The sequence below is a fragment of the Rhizobium sp. P38BS-XIX genome (assembly GCF_012641435.1).
Taxonomy (GTDB): domain Bacteria; phylum Pseudomonadota; class Alphaproteobacteria; order Rhizobiales; family Rhizobiaceae; genus Rhizobium.
Genome location: NZ_JABAIJ010000001.1, coordinates 849,720 through 870,021, shown reverse-complemented (window position 1 = coordinate 870,021; position 20,302 = coordinate 849,720). Strand labels below are relative to the sequence as shown.

Below are 20,302 nucleotides of genomic sequence, written 5' to 3'. Positions count from 1 at the left end.
AAAAAAGCACCTGCAACGCAATTTTCCGGGGAGTGTCAGGCTCAATGGCGTCGAGTTCTCTGCCACCCCTTGCCAAATGCGCCCTGCCCGTCGCATTTTGCCGGCCATGCGTCCCGCCATCCTCGACCCGCTATTTGCCTCCATCTCTTCGCTTCCCGGCGTCGGGCCGAAGGTATCCGAGCTACTGGTGAAGCTGCTCGACCGCGAGACGATCGACGACTGCCGCGTCATTGACCTGATCTTCCATGCACCGCATTCGATTATCGACCGCCGCGAACAACCGGGTATCGCCCGTGCGCCGCAGGGCGCCATCGTCACTATCACCGGCCGTGTCGATCGCCATCAGCCGCCGCCAAACCCACGCAGCAATGTGCCCTATCGCGTCTACCTGCACGACGAGACCGGCGAGCTGGCGCTGGTCTTCTTCCGCGGCAAGGCGCAATGGCTGGAAAAGCAGTTGCCGATCGACGAAACGGTGACTGTCAGCGGCAAGGTCGACTGGTTTAACGGTCGTCCGTCGATGGTGCATCCGGATTACATCATGCGCGAGAGCGAGGCTGAAAACCTGCCGCTCGTTGAGCCCGTGTATCCGCTGACCGCCGGCCTGACACCGAAATTCCTGCGCAAGACCATCGAAGGCGCGCTGCCGCGCGTACCGGAGCTGGCCGAATGGGACGATATCGCCCTGACGCAGAAGCAAGGTTTTCCCTCGATCTCCGATAGTTTCCACATGCTGCACGCGCCGCGGGATGCCTCGGATATCGATCCGCAAGCGCCAGCCCGCCGCCGGCTGGCCTACGACGAATTCCTGGCAGGGCAATTGTCACTCTCGCTGGTGCGTCAGAGATTGCGCAAGGTTGCAGGACAGCCAGTGAATGCAACTGGAGAAGTCAGCAACAAGATACTGGAATCCCTGCCCTTTTCCATGACAAACAGCCAGCGGGACGCCGTGGCCGATATCCTGAAGGATATGGCCGGCACGGAACGCATGCTTCGGCTGCTTCAAGGCGACGTCGGCGCGGGAAAGACGCTGGTGGCGCTGATGGCGATCGCCGCTGTGATTGAAAGCGGCGGGCAGGCTGTGCTGATGGCTCCGACCGAAATTCTTGCTCGCCAGCATCATGCGACGATCTCAAAATTCGCAGCCAGTGCAAACCTTTCCGTCGAAGTTCTCACAGGTCGGACGAAGGGCCGCGAGCGAGATGCCATTCTTGAGCGCATCGCCTCTGGCGAGGCACAGATCATCATCGGCACACATGCGCTTTTCCAAGATAGCGTCGCCTACGCCAACCTCATGCTGGCTGTCGTCGACGAACAGCATCGCTTCGGCGTCCACCAGCGCCTGCGACTGACTGCGAAGGGTATCTCGCCGCATATGCTGGTCATGACCGCAACGCCCATTCCACGAACGCTGGTGCTGGCCGCTTTCGGCGATATGGACGTTTCGAAGCTCACCGAGAAGCCGGCAGGCCGCAAGCCGATCCAGACGATCACCATCCCGAACGAGCGCACCGGCGATATCGTAGTGCGCTTGAGAAGCGCGCTATCAGAAGGCAAGAAAGCCTATTGGATATGCCCACTTGTCGAAGAGTCCGAAGAATCTGATTTAATGTCCGTCGAGGAGCGGCATGAGACGTTGACCAAGGCGCTCGGCCCAAGCATCGGTCTCATCCACGGCCGAATGAGCGGCCCGGAAAAAGATGCCGTGATGATGGCCTTCAAGAACGGAGAGATCCGTTTGCTTGTGGCAACCACGGTCGTTGAAGTCGGTGTCGATGTGCCGGATGCGACGATCATGGTCATCGAGCATGCGGAGCGTTTCGGTCTGGCGCAGCTCCATCAGCTACGAGGGCGCGTTGGACGCGGCGACGAAGCCTCGATGTGCATTCTTCTCTACAAGGGGCCGCTCGGCGAAACCGGCCATGCACGGTTGTCGATCATGCGTGACACGGAGGACGGCTTCCGCATCGCCGAGGAAGATTTGAAGCTGCGCGGCGAAGGCGAGCTGCTTGGTACGCGCCAATCCGGCACGCCGGGATTTCGTATCGCCAGTCTGGAAGCCCACGCCGATCTGCTGGAAATCGCCCGCAAGGACGCAGCCTACCTGATCGAGCGGGATCCAGATCTGACGAGCGAGCGCGGGAATGCGGTTCGTACCCTGCTCTATCTCTTCCGCCGCGACGAGGCGATCCGCTTCCTGCGGGCGGGATGAGCGGATGGACGCGACTGCCGCGTCCATCCCGTTTTCAAGATATTACTTGGCAATCAGGCCGGGAATAGTGACCTGGAACACCTGGAACATCGTGTCGACATCGGCTCCGCCATCGCCCTTGTAGGCGGCGCCGACCTGGAAGCCATCCTGGGTCAGGAAGTCGTTGTCGTTGGCGACGAACAGGAAGTAATCGTCCGGCAGCTTCGGATCCTGAACGCTAACGAGCGACATGGCCTCCCACTTTTCGGAGAGATTGTTGCGGTCGTTCGGCGCGCCGTTGTGGAGGCCGAAACGCGCGAGATCGGCGCTGTCATTGATATCGATGAACTGGTTGACCGATGCCGGCTTTACTGACGGATCGAGAACGCCCTTGGGTGCTACCGCCGTATCGGCATCGAACTTGCTGCCCGCAATGTCGGTGGCAGCGGAGACGTCGACGGCGACGATGCTGCGATAGAGCGACTTGTCGCCCTTCTGGCCGTAGCCGTTGTTGCTATCGCGGGCCAGCATCAGGAAGGTCTGCGGCGAGAGTGCATAGATCTCGCTCTGGGCCGCAACAGCCGTCTTACCCTTCTCATTCGTAAAGACCGGAAGCGGCACGACATATTCGTGCACCAGTTTCAGGTTTGCCGGATCAGCCGCGTCATAAACCAGCGCGCGGGTGTTCTGGCGCGTCGAGCTGGAATCGCCGCCATCCTGGCGGGTTGCCGACTGCAGCACGGCGATCAGGAATTTGCCATCCGGCGTCAGCGACATGCCTTCCAGACCCTGGTTGTTCTGGCGGCCGCTGGTCGGGTCCTTCGGTTCCGGCGCGGTTTCACCGGGGCCGGGATTGTTGGAGGCAAAGTTGATGGCGCCATTGCGCATTGGCAGCAGCGCTGCGGGCGGTTGCGTGGCGGACATCATGCGGCCGTCAGCGGCGAAGCGGTAGATGTATGGGCCGTATTCGTCGCTGATGAACATCGTGCCGTCGGGCAGATGTGCGATAGCTTCGGTGTCGAGCGAGATCTTGCCATTCGGCGCCTCGGGCAGCAACGGCATCTTGCCTTCCGCCTTGCGGGTGCCATTGGCCGGGTCGAGGCCCGTGGTGTCGGCACCCTTGTCGTCCTTCAACAGCGTGGTGTCTGCAAGCTTGGCATCGACGCCCATCTGCTCCTTGCCGGCCGGCGGCGTGGCGCCAGGTGCGACAGGTGTTAGGTTGACCTCGATCGTGTTGAGGCGCGGACGGTAGTCGGTCGTGCCGACGGCATTGTAACCACGATCAGGTAGCAGCCACAGCGAACCCTTGTAGCTGCCGTCAGCATTGCGGACCCAGCTTTTCATATCGATCGACATGCCCGAACCGGAGCCGAAGGTCTCGCCAAACTTGTCGCGCAGATTGGCCGGAATGCGACCAATGGCAACGCGTCCCTTGTTGACGAGCGTAACGCCTTCGACGGTGACGGAACTATCGGCAAGTGCTGCGAGCGGTGCAGCAAAAACAAACGTGGCGAGCGCTGCCGACAGCAGCGGCAGGCTCTTAGAACGCAAAGATCTCAAGATATATCCTCCTGATGAAAACCCGTCTGGAGACAATGGCATTCATACGCGGCCTGGCAGAAAGCTCGCGTCGAAGAGGAATGGCCCGGTGCTAGAACACCCGGCATCCAATGATGAAATCCATCCGATTGCCTGTCCCCAACGACGATCTAAGGCGTCAACGTGATAGACACATGACAGCTCATCTGAGGCGCAGATCCGGTCGAACGGACATGAGAACGGCAAGTCTTCAGGTTAGGGATTTCACGGGAGCACGCGCCGGCAGGCTCTTGGCTTCCGTCAGCTCGTCCTTGTATTCGGGCGAGACCAGGCCTCCCGATATCAGCAGCTTGGCGCCGTCTTCTGGGGTCATGTCGAGAACGGTGATTTTCTCTCGCGCGACGAAGACGAGAAAGCCGGCCGTCGGAACAGGCGTCGGCGGCAGGAAGACCGCCACCATATCCTGACCCATGGCGTTGAATTTCGAGGCTATTTCGCCCTTCGCATCAGTGGAAATGAAAACCATGGACCAGAGGCCCGGGCTCGGATATTCGATCAGCCCCACCTTCTTGAACGAGGTGCCCTGCTCTTTCAGCACGGTCTCGAAGATCTGCTTGACGCTCTTGTAGATGGTTCTGACCAGCGGAACGCGATTGACGATCGACTCACCGAAACGAACGATGCTCTGACCGATGAGGTTCTTGGCGAGAAAACCGACGATCGTAATGAAGATCATCGCGATCAGCAGGCCTGTGCCGGGCACGGCGAAGTTCAGATAGCTCTCAGGATCGTAACGGGCGGGGATATAGGGGCGAACCCAGCTATCTGCCCAATGAACGACAGACCAGGTCAGCCACAGCGTGATCGCGATCGGAGCGCAGATAATGAGGCCAGCCAGGAAGTTGTTTCTGATCCGTGTCGTCACCGACATCTTGATGAGCTTTTCAGTCATTCGTCGTTCAAAAACTCCGTTCCGTCGCCCGCATCAACCGGCAAATCTTCCCCTCCTCGCCTTATGGAAAGGTGCCAGAAATCCATGAGGCATACAACCCGGCAGTCGTGTCGACATGGCGATGAGACGATCTGCTCACGACGACGTGACTGCCGGATGAGGATGGACGGAGAGCTTTATTCCACCGTCACGGATTTCGCGAGGTTGCGCGGCTGATCGACGTCCGTGCCCATGAAGACGGCCGTATGATAGGCCAGAAGCTGGATGGGTAGCGAGAAGATGATCGGCGCGATGATCTCGTCCACGACAGGCAAGGTGATCGTCGCCATCGTCGGCAAGGTCGATGCAGCGGCACCCTTCTCGTCGGTGATAAAGATGATCCGACCGCCGCGGGCCGCCACTTCCTGCATGTTGGAAACGGTCTTGTCGAAGAAGCGGTCATGCGGGGCGATAACGATCACCGGCATGTTTTCGTCGATAAGCGCGATCGGCCCGTGCTTCAATTCGCCGGCCGCATAGCCCTCGGCGTGAATGTAGGAAATCTCCTTCAGCTTCAGCGCGCCTTCCATGGCGAGCGGGAAGCTGGTGCCGCGACCGAGATAGAGCACATCCTTGAACTTCGAGATTTCGCGCGACAGGCTTTCCATCTGCGGCTGAATGAGGTTCAGCACACTCGCCATGATGCGCGGCATCTCGACGAGATGGCGAACCATTTCCTGTTCGTCGGCCGCACTGATGGTACCGCGGGCAACGCCGGCGCCGATGGCCAGAGATGCCAGAACGGCAAGCTGGCAGGTGAAGGCCTTGGTCGAGGCCACGCCGATTTCCGGGCCGGCCATGATCGGGAAGACGGCATCAGACTCACGCGCAATGGTCGATTCCTTGACGTTGACGACGGCGCCGATCTTAAGGCCGTTGTCGCGGCAGTAGCGCAGCGACGCGAGCGTATCGGCCGTCTCGCCCGACTGCGAGATGAACAGTGCGGCCTGCGACGGCGACAAAGGCATTTCGCGATAGCGGAACTCGGAGGCAACGTCGATTTCGACTGGAAGGCGCGCATAACGCTCGAACCAGTACTTGCCGACGAGGCCGGCAAGATAGGCCGTGCCGCAGGCAGAAATCGCGAGACCGGAGACGCCGCCGAAGTCGATCGTCGACACATCCGAACGCACACGATGGCTGACGAAATCGACGTAGTGGCTGAGCGCGTGGGAGATGACCTCCGGCTGCTCGTAGATTTCTTTCTCCATGAAATGGCGATGATTACCCTTGTCGACCACATAGGCGGTCGCCTGGGAAATCTGCCGCGGCCGATGGACCTCGTTGCCGTCGAAATCAAGAATGGTCGCGCCGGCATGGGTCACGATGGCGCAGTCGCCGTCGACGAGATAGGTGATTTCGTTGGTGAACGGTGCAAGCGCAATCGCATCGGAGCCGAGGAACATCTCGCCCTTGCCATAACCGACGGCCAACGGAGGACCGGAGCGTGCGGCCATCAGCGTACCCGGATCGTTGTGGAACATCACAGCCAGCGCATATGCGCCGGTCACCCGGTTCAGCATCTTCAGCATCGCCGCGCGCGGATCCAGACCCTCGTTGACGTACTTTGCCAACAGGTGAGCCACGACTTCCGTATCGGTCTGCGAGGCAAACACCTTGCCCTCGGCCTGCAGTTCCTCGCGCAGTTCCGAAAAGTTCTCGATGATACCGTTGTGAACGACCGCAACGCCCTCGACAAAATGCGGATGGGCATTGGTCTCATTCGGCACGCCATGCGTTGCCCAACGGGTGTGCGCAATACCCGTCGTACCGGGCAGCGGATCGGACTCCAGCCGCTTCTCGAGATTGAAGAGCTTGCCCTCGGCACGGCGGCGATCCATCACGCCGTTGTGGATCGCCGCAACACCGGCGGAATCATAACCGCGGTATTCAAGACGCCGCAGCGCATCCACCAATCGATCCGCCACAGGCACCGTACCGACGATCCCAACAATACCGCACATACAACTCTCCGTTTGGCCTCAAATGTGAGGGCAAGTCCTAATGATTCCTGGCATTTTCTCAATTGGCTCGACGGTCACTTTCGATTTCGGACCGTTACGAGCAACATCCAGCGATTTTAGTGGCTGCCCTTCTTTGCCGCCTTGATCGCCAAAGCCCGCTCGCGCAGCACCTTGGCCCGCCCGGGTTTCACCTCCTGGCGAGCGCGACCGAACGCCAGCGCCTCGGCGGGAACGTCGTCGGTGATAACGCTGCCGGAGGCGATATAGGCGCCATCCTCGATGCGGATCGGCGCGACAAGCGAGGAGTTGGAGCCGACGAATACATTGGCGCCAATATAGGTCTCATGCTTGTTGACCCCGTCGTAATTGCAGGTGATCGTGCCGGCGCCGATATTGCTGGCGGCGCCGATCGTGGCGTCCCCGATATAGGTCAAATGATTGACCTTGGCGCCCTCGCCGACCTTGCCGTTCTTCACCTCGCAGAAATTGCCTACCTTGGCACCTGTGCCGAGATCGGCACCAGGACGCAGTCTGGCGAAAGGTCCGACAGTTGCGCCGGCACTGACATGCGCGCCTTCAATATGCGAGAAGGCATGGATGACTGCGCCACCGTCGATCACTGCGCCGGGGCCGAAGACGACATTCGGTTCGATGACAGCATCCTGGCCAATCACGGTATCATAGGCGAGAAACACGGTTTCGGGAGCGATCATGGTCACGCCTGACACCATCAGATCATGCCGACGACGCTCCTGCCACAGGCGCTCGATGAAAGCGAGCTCGGCGCGATTGTTGCAGCCGGTCATCTCGACCTCTGGCGCATCGACTGCGACAGCACGGCCGCCGAGCGAGCGCGCAATCTCGACAAGATCAGTCAGATAGTATTCACCCTTGGCGTTGTTGTTGCCGATGCGATCGAGAAGGTCCAAAGCCTTACGGCCGTTGATTGCCATCAGGCCGCTATTGCACCAGTTGATCTTAAGCTCAGCCTCCGTCGCATCTTTTGCCTCGCGAATCGCGATGAGCTCGCCATCCTCGATCAGCAACCGGCCATAGGCATTGGGATTATCTGTATGAAAACCGATGACGACGATATCGTTGCCGTCGGCCAGTCCCTGGCGCGCAGCGCGCAAAGGCACGTCGGTCAAAAGCGGCACATCACCGTAGGCGACGAGGATATCGTCATACCCGCGCGCGATCGCCTCGCGCGCCGCCAAAACGGCGTGACCTGTGCCCAGTCGCTCTTTTTGCAGATAGGATTCGACAGAGATGCCACCGATCGACGCCGCTGCGCTGACCTCATCGGCATTACGTCCGACGACCAGGGCTGCCGCCGAAATATCCGTCTTTGCGATCGCATCCATGACATGCGCAATCATCGGCCGGCTCGCAATCGGATGCAGAACCTTCGACATCGACGATTTCATGCGTGTGCTGTCGCCGGCGGCGAGGATGATGGCGAGGCAGGTGCGTTCCATTTCGAACTCCGAGATAAGCGGTCTGGCAGTGCCCGCTTGAGCAGGCTCTGCTCCTCATAGCAACTACTCGTGTCGCGAACTACGACAAAATTGGAGTAGCCGGTCGGACCTCGGCAAGTTCGGCGAAAGCTTCGAGGACGTGCTGGCGACCGTCGACAATAACGAATTCCATCGCTTTGTGAGCTGCGTGCCCATCGCGCGCCGCTATGGCGTCAACGATGGCCATATGTGTCTCGGCAATATTGCTGAAGCCATTGTCGGCCGGGGGCGCACTCATGCGGAACATGCCGACGAGCGCCGCCTCGATCAGGCCGCCCAACGACCGCATGAACGGATTATGAGAGGCCTCGGTAATCGCCAGATGGAAATACAGGTCGGCGACGGCCAGACTATCGGACGTATGCTCCGGCGCGGCCATCGCCGCTGCAAGCCGCCGCAGCAGATCGATGTCCTCCTGCGTCGCGCGTTCGGCCACGAGGCTCGCCGCAAACGGTTCGAACGCCATGCGGATGTCGTAGAGATGAAGGAGGAATTCCTTGTCGATGCCGCTTTCGAAGTGCCAATTGAGGACTTCGTTGTCGAACATGTTCCAGTAGATCTTTTCAGTGACCCGGGTCCCCACGCGCGCGCGCGGTACCACCAATCCCTTTGCCGCCAAAGTCTTCATGCTCTCGCGCAGGACGGTGCGGGACACCTTGAAACGCTGCAGCAGTTCGCTGTCGCCAGGTAGAATGCTGCCGATCGGGAAAACGCCCGACACGATCGCCTTGCCGAGGTCATCGACCACTTGCGCATGGCTCGTGCGCGATTTTCCCTCAGGTTTCCTCGTATCAAGAAATCGGCCGCGCAAGCACTCTGTCCTTCCCCTCAGGCGTAACGTCGGTTGAAACGGGAAAGCAGCAGAAGCCCCTTCTGCATCAGAATAAATGCAAACAGCAACAAGCCGATCAATATCTTCGTCCACCAGCTGGAAAGCGTTCCATCGAAGGTGATGTAGGTCTGAATCAAGCCCTGTATGAGAATTCCGATGAGTGTTCCTCCGACGAACCCCGCTCCTCCCGTCAGCAGTGTTCCGCCTATGACCACGGCAGCGATCGCATCGAGTTCGACACCGACCGTGGCAAGCGAATATCCGGCAGATGTATAGATGGAAAAAACGATTCCGGATAGGCCGGCAAGAAAGCCTGAAAGAGCGTAGATCTGGATCGTCGTGCGGCCAACCGGGACACCCATGAGTTCGGCCGTGTGCGCACCGCCGCCGAGCGCGTAAACATTGGCGCCAAAACGCGTACGATGCGCAAGGACGATGCCTCCGGCAAAGACGAGCAACATCAGGCCGCCGATCAATGTCAGCCGCCCGCCACCGGGCATCAGCCAATAAAGATCGTTAAGCTGCGAATAGAAATCATGCTCGATCGGGATACTGTCGATCGACAGCACGAAGGCAATGCCGCGCGCCAGGAACATGCCGGCCAGCGTCACGATGAAAGGCGGCATGCTCAGATAGTGGATGATAGCCCCCATGCCGGCGCCGAACATGGTTGTCAGGACAAGGACCAGCACGAAAGCGATCAGGGGATGAATGGTCGTATCGCGAAGGATGACGGCGAGGAAAACGCCGGTGAAGGCAATGATCGATCCGATGGAAAGATCGATGCCGCCGGAGATGATGACGAAGGTCATCCCGACGGCGGCGATACCCAGAAATGCGTTGTCGGTCAAAAGGTTGCCGGCAACTCTTGTCGACAACATGGTCGGATATTGCGACACGCAGCCGGCATAGGCCAGGATGAAGATGACGATCGTCGCGAGCAGCGGAAGATATTTCGAGTTCACTTTGCCTGCTCCTTTTGAACCATCCGCCCGTCACCGCGCCGCCGCCAGAAGAAGGCGGTCGCGGACTGCATGGCCGGCGACTGGATGACCAGAATGACGATGACGATGATCGCCTTGATGACCAGATTGAACTCCGGCGGAAAGCCGGAAAGCAGGATGCCCGTATTGACGGATTGAATGATCATCGCACCGATCAGCGAGCCGAGGATGCTGAAACGGCCGCCAAGCAGCGAATTGCCCCCGACCACGACAGCCAGGATCGCATCCAGCTCGAGCCACAAGCCGGCATTATTGGCATCAGCCCCCTTGATGTCGGCCGTCACGATAATACCGGCAATCGAGGCGCAAAGGCCGCTTAGCGCATAGACGGCCACCAGAAGGATCGGGGTCTGGATGCCCGAAAGCGTGCTTGCGCGTCGATTGATGCCGATGGCCTCGACTAGCATTCCCAGTGCCGTGCGTCGGACCAGGGCGATCACCAGGAGCGCCGCGAGAATCCAGATCACGACAGGCATGGGCAGAGCCGCGAAGGCACCGCTGCCGAGAAACACCAGACCATCATTGTTGAAGGTCAGGATTGTTCCTTCGGTGATCAATTGCGCGATGCCACGGCCCGCAACCATCAGCACAAGCGTCGCGATGATCGGCTGAATATCGAGCACGGCAACGAGGAAGCCGTTCCAGAGGCCGCAGGCCAGGCCAATGCCGATCGTCAGCAGAAGCGTATAGGCGAGCGAATGGCCCGCGACGATCGAGGAGGCTGCCACTGCGCCGCAGATTGCGATCACTGCGCCGACCGAGAGATCAATCCCCTTCGTGGCAATCACCAGCGTCATGCCGATTGATAAAAGTGCTACCGGCGCGCCGCGATTGACGACATCGATCAAGCTTCCGTAGAACCGCCCATTTTGAATTTCCAGATGAAAAAACTGTGGGAACATGATGAAATTCAATAGAAGAATTGCCAAAAGCGCAATCAACTGCGGCATCAGACGAAGAAGAGAAGACTTAATTTGCGAGCTCATGCGTCCTCCCGCTTCTTTTGAGCCGAGGCAATAGCATTGACGATATTGCCGGCTGTAATCTCGCCGTCGGCCAGTTCGGCGATATGTTCCCGATCACGCAGGACGATCACGCGTGAACTGTAGGCCACCAATTCTTCGAGTTCGGATGAAATAACCACGAGCGACATCCCCTGCCGGCAAAGGTCCTCGATCAATCGGATGATTTCCGCGTGCGCACCGACATCGATGCCTCGGGTGGGTTCGTCCAGGATCAGGAAGCTCGGGTTGGTGGCCAGCCAACGCGCCAGGATCGCTTTCTGCTGGTTGCCGCCAGACAGAAGCCGAATGGGCTTCTCGCGGTCGGTCGTGCGGATATCCAATGCCTTGATGTAGCGGTCGGCGATGGCGTTCTGCTCGCTGCGGGCAAGAGGCCTTGCCCAGCCTCTGCGTGCCTGCAATGCCATGATGATATTCTCGCGAATGGATAGGTCGCCGATGATGCCATCGGTCTTGCGGTCCTCAGGGCAGAAGCCGAAGCCGCTCTTGATCGCCGCGCGCGGACTGGACAGCGCGATGGAGTTTCCTTCGATCCTTGCCTGCCCACTGTCGGCACGCTCGACACCAAACAGCACTTCGGCCGTTTCCGTTCGTCCCGAGCCAAGCAAACCCGCAATGCCGACCACCTCGCCGACACGCACCTCCATATCGAAAGGCTTTATCTTTCCGCGCTTGCCGAAGTTCGTGAAGCTGTATTTGACGGGGCCGCTTTCGATCTCCGTCTGCTTCACTGCGCTTTCGGTCTGCTCGAGTTCGCGACCGAGCATCATGGCGATCAGGGTTTGCCGAGGAAGGCCTTCTACTTCACGCGTCCCGACGAGGCGACCATTGCGCAGTACGGTGATGCGATCACAGATCTCATAAACCTGCTCGAGAAAATGGGTAATGAAAACAATTCCCAAGCGGCGCTGCTTCAATCGTCTGATGATACCGAAGAGCATCTCGACTTCCTGCGCATCGAGACTTGCCGTCGGTTCGTCGAGGATCAAGACCTTGCCGGAGAGATCGACCGCGCGGGCAATCGCGACGACCTGTTGAATGGCAACCGAGAAACGATCGAGCTGGCGGCTCACATCGATATCCATGCCGTATTGCGACAGTAGGTCTCGCGCCATTCCATTCATGACGCGGCTGCTGACCAGACCGAACCGCCGCGGCTGGCGATCGAGGAAGAGGTTCTCGGCGACGCTCAGATTGGGGAGAAGATTGACCTCCTGGTAGACGGTGCCGATGCCGTGCCTTTGCGCCGACAGCGTATCATGCGGATCGATCTCAGCCCCGTCGAGAACGAGCGTGCCTAGATCACGTCGATAGGCGCCGGTCATACATTTGATCAGTGTAGATTTGCCGGCGCCGTTTTCACCGAGCAATGCGTGCACCTCGCCCCGCATCAATGTGAAATCGACATGATCCAGAGCGGTCGAACCGGGGAAATATTTGCAAAAGCCTGTCGCTGTCAGAAGTCGCTCGATGTCTTGAGCCATGAAGCGCTGATGTCCCTGCATTGAGTCATGGGCGAAAGCGATAGCCGGCGCATGGCGTTCATGCGCCGGCATCTTTCAAGAAATCGCATGGGCAGTATTCGCAGCCCATGCGATCGGCTTTCCTCTCAGTAACCGAGGTCCTTCTTCGCCTCGTAGACCTTCTGCGGGTCATCGGCCTGGGTGTAGAGCTTGGACTCGGTCTGGATCCACTTCGGCGGCTCCTTCTTCGTCTTCAGATAGGCATCGAGCGCATCGAAGGCGGGACCGGCCATGTTCGGGGTCAGCTCTACGGTGGCATTCGCCTCGCCGGCGGCCATGGCCTTGAAGAGATCGGGAACCGAATCGACCGACACGGTCAGGATATCCTTGCCGGGCTTCAGACCGGCTTCCTTGATCGCCTGGATCGCGCCGACGGCCATGTCGTCATTATGGGCATAGAGCGCGCAGATGTCCTTGCCGCCGTTCTCGGCCTTGAGGAAGCTTTCCATGACTTCCTTGCCCTTGGCACGGGTGAAATCACCCGTCTGGCTGCGGACGATCTTCAGATTGGCATGGCCCTTGATGGCTTCTTCGAAGCCCTTCTTGCGGGCGATGGCCGGCGAGGAGCCGGTCGTGCCCTGAAGTTCGACGATGTTGCACTTCTTGTCGCCAACCGTCTTTACAAGCCAGTCGCCGGCAACCTTGCCTTCGTGAACCTGATCGGAGGTGACGGCGGTCAGATATAGATCCTTCGGTGCGTTGATCGTGCGATCGAGAAGGATGACGGGGATCTTGGCTTCCTTGGCTTCCTTGAGCACGGCATCCCAACCGGTCTCGACGACGGGCGCCAAGAGGATCGCATCGACGCCCTGCGCGATGAACGAGCGGATCGCCTTGATCTGATTCTCCTGTTTCTGCTGCGCATCGGCAAACTTCAGGTCGATGCCGCGCTTCTTGGCTTCCTGCTTGGTCAAGGTCGTCTCGGCCGCACGCCAACCGGACTCCGAGCCGATTTGCGAGAATCCGACGACCAGATCTTTTGCCGATGCCGATGTGAACATGCAGGCAGCAAGCATCGTGGCACTGATCAGTGCAGTTTTGAATTTCATGATTTCCCTCCACAGGCCATCTCCTCAGGCCTGCGATCAAAAAATCATATAGTAATACTTTTGTAAATCAGCATTCGTTGATGCAGCGCAACAAAAAAGGGCGCCATTGGCGCCCTTTCTCAACCTTGACGATTTGGCCTGAATTACTTCGAAGCCGGCAGCTTGTCGTCGACGCCTTCAATGTAGAAGTTCATGCCGAGCAGCGTGCCGTCATCGGCCTTTTCGCCGGCCTTCAGCCAGGGCGTGCCGTCCTGCTTGTTGATCGGGCCCGTAAAGGGCGCCAGCTCGCCAGACTTGATCTTGGCTTCGGTTTCCTGCGCCATCTTCTTCACGTCGTCAGGCATGTTGGTATAGTCGGCCATCTTCAAGATGCCGTCCTTCAGGCCGTCCCAGCTCTGCTCGGACTTCCACTTGCCGTCGAGGAGTGCATGAACACGCTTGGAGTAGTAGTTGCCCCAAGTGTCGACGATGGCCGTCAGCTGTGCCTTCGGGCCTGCGGCGATCATGTCGGACGCCTGACCGAAAGCATGGATGCCGCGCTCTTCGGCAACCTGCATCGGCGCCGTCGTGTCGGTGTGCTGCGTCAGGACGTCGACGCCCTGGTCGACCATGGCCTTGGCGGCATCGGCTTCCTTGCCCGGGTCGAACCACGTGTTGACCCATACGACCTTCAGCTTGAAGCTCGGATCGATAGAGCGGGCGCCCTGCTCGAATGCGTTGATGCCCATCACGACTTCCGGGATCGGGAAGGACGCGAGGTATGCGGCACCGTGGTTCTTCGAGGTCTTCGCAGCGATCTGGCCGAGGATGTAACGGCCTTCATAGAAGCGCGAGTTGTAGGTTGCGAGGTTCGGGCCGCTCTTGAAGCCGGTCGCATGTTCGAACTTCACCTTCGGGAACTTGGCGGCAACCTTGACGGTCGCGTCCATGAAGCCGAACGACGTCGAGAAGATCAGCGAGCAGCCGGAACGGGCAAGACGCTCGATGGCGCGCTCTGCATCCGGGCCTTCCGGAACGTTTTCAAGATAAGGCGTATCGATCTTGTCGCCGAATTCCTTCTGGATCTGCTGGCGGCCGAGGTCATGCGCCTGCGAATAACCGCCGTCCGTGTGCGAGCCGACATAGACGAAGCAGACCTTGGTCGGTGCTGCTTCGGCAGCGGCAGCGAAACCAACGATGGCGGCGGCTGTCGTTGTGAGGGCGAGTGCTAGTTTTTTCATGGTTACCCCTGTTGGTTTGACATGTTTTGCAGAAATCCGTCCGGTATTGCGATCAACGCTCCGGAACGAAGGGCTTGCCGAGCGACGCGGGCGTATTGATCAAGGTCGCGCGGCGATTTTGGGAGATGATGACGAGAACCACAATAGTCGACGCGTAGGGCAGCATCGACAGGAACTGCGAGGGTATGCCGACGCCGAAACCCTGCGCATGAAACTGCAGAATCGTTACGGCGCCGAAAAGATATCCGCCCGCCATGACGCGCAACGGCCGCCAGGACGCAAAGACCACCAAGGCAAGCGTCACCCAGCCGCGACCGGCCGACATGTTCTCGACCCATTGCGGCGTGTAGACCAGCGACAACTGCGCACCGGCAAGCCCCGCGCAGGCGCCGCCGAACATGACCGCGAGATAGCGGGTGCGGATGACGTCGATGCCGAGCGCATGGGCCGAGCCATGACTGTCGCCGACAGCGCGCAGCTTGAGGCCGGCACGACTGCGGAACAGGAACCAATTGACGCCGACAAGCAGCGCGATCGAAAGGTAGAAAGTCAGATCCTGCTTGAAGAACACCGGACCGAAGAACGGGATTTCAGAGAGAAACGGAAAAACGATCTCCCGTAACTGCACACCCGGCACGCTGACATAGCCTTCACCGATCATGCCGGACAGGCCAAGACCAAGAATGGTCAACGCCAGACCGGTCGCCACCTGGTTCGTCACCAGTGTGAGCGTCAGAAAGCCGAACAACAGCGAGAACAGCGCGCCCGCGACAATGCCGACCAACAGGCCGACATAGGGGGACCCGCTCATCTGCGCACCGACGAAGGCAGCCACCGCGCCGATGATCATCATGCCTTCGACGCCGAGATTGAGAACGCCCGAACGTTCCACCACGAGTTCCCCGAGGCCGGCGATGACGAGCGGTGTCGATGCGGTGATGATGGTGAGCAGGATGGCTTCGAAGACGCTCATGCTGCACCTCCACGAACCCGCGACCAGACAATTCGGATCTTGTAGTAGATCAGCGTGTCGCAGGAGAGCACGAAAAACAGCAGCAGCCCCTGGAAGACGCTGGCAGCCTTGGCGGAAATGCCGGGCGACAATTGCGCGGCTTCGCCACCGAGATAGGTCAGCGCCAACACCAAACCGGACAGGATAGCTCCCAACGGATTGAGGCGCGCGAGGAATGCAACGATGATCGCGGTGAAGCCATAACCAGGAGAAATCGCCGGCTGCAGATGGCCTATCGAGCCGGAAACCTCGGAGATACCGGCAAGGCCCGAAAGCGCGCCGGAAAACACGAAGGCGAACCAGACCATTTTGCGCGAGGAGAAGCCGGCGAAGCGCCCTGCCCGTGCCGACTGGCCGAGAACGGTGATCTCGAAGCCCTTCAGCGTGTATTTCATCAGGAACCACGCAAGCACCGCTGCCACCACGGCAAAGACGATGCCCCAATGCGCACGACCGGCAATATCAGCCCAGTAATCCGGTATGATCGCCGGCAAAACAGCCTCGGGCGGAAAATCGATGCTCTGCGGGAAGTTATGACCTTGCGGATCGCGCCAGGGCCCACGCGACAGCCAATCCAGAAACAGCTGTGCGATATAGACAAGCATCAGGCTCGTCAGGATTTCGTTGGTGTTGAAATGCGCCTTCAGCAGCGCCGGAATGGCCGCATAGAGAGCGCCGCCAATCGCGCCGGCGACCAGCATCAACGGAAGCACCATCGGCGAATGCCAATCGGTGAAGATGATCGGAATGAACGATCCGGCAACGGCACCCATGGTGAACTGACCCTCGGCGCCGATGTTCCAGTTGTTGGAGCGATAACAGAGGCAAAGGCCGACCGCGATCAGGATTAACGGTCCCGCCTTGATCGCGAGTTCGTGCAAAGACCAGACTTCCAGCAACGGTTCGACGAAGAACGCGTTGAGTGCCTCGACGGGATCCTTGCCCATGATGGCAAACATGATGGTGCCGGCGATCAGGGCCAGCACGAGCGCGAGCAACGGCGAGAGCAAGCCGAACAGCTTCGAGACCTGCGGGCGCTTTTCCAGTTCAATGCGCATGGGCAGGCTCCGAATGCGTCTTCGATTCATGCAGGCCGCCCATCAGCAGGCCGATCTTTTCGCGCGTGAGTTCGCCGGCGGGATAAGACTGAGACAAACGCCCTTCCGAGATGACGGCAATATCGGTCGCGACCTCGAAAATCTCGTCGAGATCCTGACTGATGACGAGCACGGCCGACCCGTCGCGAGCGAGATCGACCAGAGCCTGCCGGATACGGCTTGCGGCACCTGCATCGACGCCCCAGGTCGGCTGATTGACGACGAGAACACTCGGTTGCCGATCCAGTTCGCGGCCGACGATGAACTTCTGCAGATTGCCGCCGGAAAGCGCGCCGGCAGCCGGGTCCTCGCCGCTCTTGCGCACGTCCATCGCCTCGCAGATCCGCTTCGTCGCCTGCTTGACGACGCCATGCCTGATGACATTGAGAAACCCGGCACTTAAAAACGACTTGCGGTCCGACTGGTGGCGAGCAAGGACGAGATTATCCGACAGCTTCAATGCCGATACCGCGGCGTGGCCGTGGCGCTCTTCGGGCACGAAACCCGCGCCGATCAACCGGCGTGCGTTGATGCCCTTGGTCCCAACGGACTTACCACGAAGCTGGACAAGATCGTCCGCTGCCATCGTGTATTCGCCGGAGATCACATCGAACAGTTCGCCTTGTCCATTGCCAGCAACACCGGCAATCGCCAGCACCTCGCCGGCACGCACACGCAGCGAAACATCTTTGAGCGACATGGCAAACGGGGTCCGCGCCGACGCCGAAAGACCCGCAATCTCAAGAAGAATATCGCCTTTCGAGCCAAGTCCCTCGTGCTGCACGCTGGCGACATCGTTGCCGACCATCATGCGCGCGAGCGAGCCGGTCGTTTCCTGCCTGGGATCGCAAGCGCCCGTAACCTTGCCATGGCGCAGCACGGTGGCGCGAGAACAGATGCGCTGCACTTCCTCAAGCCGATGGCTGATGTAGAGGACAGAACGCCCCTCGTCTCTGAGCTTGAACAGCGTTTCAAACAGCCGGTCGGCTTCCTGCGGCGTCAAAACGGAAGTCGGCTCGTCGAGAATGATGAGCTTCGGATTCTGTAGCAAAGCGCGAACGATCTCGATGCGCTGCCGTTCACCGACGGACAGATCGGCGACGTGCGCATTCGGATCGAGCGGCAGCCCATAAGCGTGAGAGAGCTTTGCGGCTTCTTCGGAAATTTTTGCAAGCGGGATATTGCTGTCGAGCGAGAGCGCTATATTTTCCGCGACAGTCAGCGCTTCGAAAAGAGAAAAATGCTGAAAAACCATGCCGATGCCGAGCTTGCGCGCGGTACCCGGCGCGTCGATCGAAGCAGTTTGCCCCTGCCAGACGATCTGCCCATGGGTCGGCTCGAGCACGCCGAAGAGCATCTTGACGAGCGTGGATTTGCCTGCGCCGTTTTCGCCAAGGAGCGCATGAATTTCTCCTGGCTGGATTTCCAGATCGATTTCGTTGCACGCAGCAAAACTGCCGAAGAGTTTTGTCAGTTTGCGAACGGACAATAGTGCACCGGTTACCGGCGCATCAGATGACGACACGTTCCCCTCATTTCCTTCCCACCGTCCTGCCCTTTACGGATCTATGGGATCAGTAGTGTAGTTCCACTCGTTTTCCTGGCTTCCAGATCCGCATGCGCTCGCCCTGCATCGCTCAACGGATAGGTCTGATGAATATTGATACGCACTTTGCTGCTTTGCACAACAGCAAATAACGCCTTTGCACTGGCTCTCAACTCCTCAGGCGTTCCGACATAGGCAAAAAGGCTCGGCCGGGTGGTAAAGAGCGAGCCCTTCTGGTTGAGGATGGCGAGATTGAAATTCTCGATCGGACCCGACGATTGACCGAAGGTAACCCACATGCCGCGTGGTCTCAGGCAATCCAGCGACTGCGGAAAGGTATCCTTCCCGACCGAGTCATAAACCACGTCAACGCCCTTGCCGCCGGTGATCTCGCGCACACGTCCGGCAAAGTTCTCCTTGCCGTAGTCGATGACATGGTCATAACCATGCGCCAGAGCGAGTTCGACCTTCTCGGTAGAGCCCGCAGTTCCGATGACAGTTTCGGCACCAAGCGCCTTCGCCCATTGCCCGGCAATCAGCCCGACGCCGCCGGCAGCCGCGTGAAACAGCAGCGTCGTTCCCGGGCCGACTTTGAAGGTGCGGTTCAGCAGATACTCGGCAGTCATCCCCTTCAGCATCATCGATGCTGCGGTTTCGAGCGGGATATCGTCGGGCACCTTGACCAGATGGCGGGTCTCGATGTTGCGCTCGGTGCTATAGGCACCGTCACTGCTGGCATAGGCGACACGATCACCGACCGCGAAATCGGTGACGCCTGGACCGACCTCGGTCACCGTGCCGGCAGCTTCCTTGCCGAGCTGCAATGGAAACTGCGGCGCCTTGTAAAGGCCCGAACGGAAATAGACGTCGATGAAATTCAGGCCGATGGCGGCGTGGCGGATCTGTACCTCGCCGGCGCCTGGAGGCGGCAGATCAACCTCCTCCAGCTTCATGACCTCAGGACCACCGTTTTCGTGGATGCGAATGACCTTGGTCTTCTTCATGACGTGCAATCCTTATTGACGTCCAAGGGACGGGAAAAACTGCAGCACCGCGCCGATACAATAGAGATAAATACCACTGATGATGAAGAGGACAACGGCCCATTGCGGCATCACGAAGTGCATCAGCAGCGAATAGATGCCGAGCGCCGACCAGAAAAGGAATATGCCGAGGTTCAGCGGTCGCAGACGCTTGACGCGCACAGGATGCAGGAAATTGATCGGCAGGAAGGTCAGGACGACAGAAAAGCCGACGAGAATCATGGCGGTTGTGGCGCTCGCATCGATGACGAAGAGCGTGAAGATCACCATGTTCCAGACGACCGGAAAGCCGGAGAAGAAATACTCGTCGGTCTTCATGCCGGTATCGGCGTAATAAATAGCGCTTGAAACCACGATCATGCCTGCGGCGACAAAGGACATGGGCTCGCCGATCATGCCGCTTTCATAGAGCGCAAACGCCGGCAGAAGCACATAGGTCACATAGTCGATAATGTTATCGAGCGTATCGCCCGACCAATTGGGAAGAACTTCCTTGACGCGCACCTTGCGGGCAATCGGGCCATCGATGCCATCGACCAGCAGCGCAAGACCAAGCCACCAGAACATATCGACGAAGCGATGTTCGGATGCGGCAACGACCCCGAGAAAGGCGAGAAATGAACCTGATGCCGTCAAAATATGCACGGAGAAGGCACGAATCTCCGCATAAGGCACCCGTTTGTAATTGAAGACTTTCATCCGCCCCACGACTCGCTAGCTTATGCGCCTGCCCCCGGCAGACGGTTTTTGTT

Annotated in this window: 16 protein-coding genes; 1 reads left to right on the top strand and 15 read right to left on the bottom strand. The window is 59.2% G+C overall.

The genetic code is table 11. The annotated features are described in order from the left end of the window. Positions 1-106 precede the first annotated feature (106 nt). Entirely contained in the window at positions 107-2,212 is a 2,106-nt protein-coding gene (gene recG, locus HGP17_RS04260; RefSeq protein WP_168806213.1) for an ATP-dependent DNA helicase RecG, read from the top strand. A gap of 42 nt (positions 2,213-2,254) precedes the next feature. Here the strand turns inward: recG and HGP17_RS04255 are convergent, their stop codons facing one another. The 15 genes from HGP17_RS04255 to pcsA all read right to left on the bottom strand — a co-directional run bounded on the left by HGP17_RS04255 (position 2,255) and on the right by pcsA (position 20,249). Then, positions 2,255-3,751: an esterase-like activity of phytase family protein gene (locus HGP17_RS04255; RefSeq protein ID WP_168806212.1), complete on the bottom strand. Its 1,497-nt coding sequence runs from the start codon at positions 3,749-3,751 to the stop codon at positions 2,255-2,257. Between the two features lie 229 nt (positions 3,752-3,980). Next, positions 3,981-4,682: a DUF502 domain-containing protein gene (locus tag HGP17_RS04250; protein ID WP_168806211.1), complete on the bottom strand. Its 702-nt coding sequence runs from the start codon at positions 4,680-4,682 to the stop codon at positions 3,981-3,983. Between the two features lie 176 nt (positions 4,683-4,858). Further along, positions 4,859-6,685 carry a glutamine--fructose-6-phosphate transaminase (isomerizing) gene (glmS, locus tag HGP17_RS04245; protein ID WP_168806210.1) on the bottom strand — a complete coding sequence of 609 codons (1,827 nt, stop codon included), beginning with the start codon at positions 6,683-6,685 and terminating at the stop codon, positions 4,859-4,861. Between the two features lie 116 nt (positions 6,686-6,801). Further along, the gene (glmU, locus tag HGP17_RS04240; protein ID WP_168806209.1) at positions 6,802-8,163 is read right to left on the bottom strand and encodes a bifunctional UDP-N-acetylglucosamine diphosphorylase/glucosamine-1-phosphate N-acetyltransferase GlmU; all 1,362 of its coding nucleotides are present in this window, start codon (positions 8,161-8,163) and stop codon (positions 6,802-6,804) included. 79 nt (positions 8,164-8,242) lie between these two features. Continuing rightward, positions 8,243-9,013 carry a FadR/GntR family transcriptional regulator gene (locus tag HGP17_RS04235; RefSeq protein ID WP_168806208.1) on the bottom strand — a complete coding sequence of 257 codons (771 nt, stop codon included), beginning with the start codon at positions 9,011-9,013 and terminating at the stop codon, positions 8,243-8,245. Between the two features lie 17 nt (positions 9,014-9,030). Next, positions 9,031-9,999, bottom strand: a complete 969-nt coding sequence (yjfF, locus tag HGP17_RS04230; protein ID WP_168806207.1) for a galactofuranose ABC transporter, permease protein YjfF — start codon at positions 9,997-9,999, stop codon at positions 9,031-9,033. Continuing rightward, entirely contained in the window at positions 9,996-11,024 is a 1,029-nt protein-coding gene (locus HGP17_RS04225; protein WP_168806206.1) for an ABC transporter permease, read from the bottom strand. The genes yjfF and HGP17_RS04225 overlap by 4 nt, the downstream gene beginning before the upstream one ends. After that, entirely contained in the window at positions 11,021-12,544 is a 1,524-nt protein-coding gene (gene ytfR, locus HGP17_RS04220) for a galactofuranose ABC transporter, ATP-binding protein YtfR (RefSeq protein WP_168806205.1), read from the bottom strand. The genes HGP17_RS04225 and ytfR overlap by 4 nt, the downstream gene beginning before the upstream one ends. Before the next feature lie 125 nt (positions 12,545-12,669). Further along, complete coding sequence (ytfQ, locus tag HGP17_RS04215; protein ID WP_168806204.1) at positions 12,670-13,632, bottom strand: galactofuranose ABC transporter, galactofuranose-binding protein YtfQ; 963 nt, start codon at positions 13,630-13,632, stop codon at positions 12,670-12,672. Between the two features lie 143 nt (positions 13,633-13,775). Next, positions 13,776-14,852, bottom strand: a complete 1,077-nt coding sequence (locus HGP17_RS04210; RefSeq protein ID WP_168806203.1) for a BMP family ABC transporter substrate-binding protein — start codon at positions 14,850-14,852, stop codon at positions 13,776-13,778. Between the two features lie 52 nt (positions 14,853-14,904). After that, positions 14,905-15,825, bottom strand: coding sequence for an ABC transporter permease (locus HGP17_RS04205; RefSeq protein ID WP_168806202.1), 921 nt, complete (start codon positions 15,823-15,825; stop codon positions 14,905-14,907). After that, complete coding sequence (locus HGP17_RS04200) at positions 15,822-16,922, bottom strand: ABC transporter permease (RefSeq protein ID WP_168806201.1); 1,101 nt, start codon at positions 16,920-16,922, stop codon at positions 15,822-15,824. The genes HGP17_RS04205 and HGP17_RS04200 overlap by 4 nt, the downstream gene beginning before the upstream one ends. Continuing rightward, complete coding sequence (locus HGP17_RS04195; RefSeq protein WP_168806200.1) at positions 16,912-18,486, bottom strand: ABC transporter ATP-binding protein; 1,575 nt, start codon at positions 18,484-18,486, stop codon at positions 16,912-16,914. The genes HGP17_RS04200 and HGP17_RS04195 overlap by 11 nt, the downstream gene beginning before the upstream one ends. 41 nt (positions 18,487-18,527) lie before the next feature. After that, the gene (locus HGP17_RS04190; protein ID WP_168806199.1) at positions 18,528-19,511 is read right to left on the bottom strand and encodes a quinone oxidoreductase; all 984 of its coding nucleotides are present in this window, start codon (positions 19,509-19,511) and stop codon (positions 18,528-18,530) included. Between the two features lie 12 nt (positions 19,512-19,523). After that, positions 19,524-20,249, bottom strand: a complete 726-nt coding sequence (gene pcsA / locus HGP17_RS04185; RefSeq protein ID WP_168806197.1) for a phosphatidylcholine synthase — start codon at positions 20,247-20,249, stop codon at positions 19,524-19,526. Positions 20,250-20,302 lie beyond the last annotated feature (53 nt).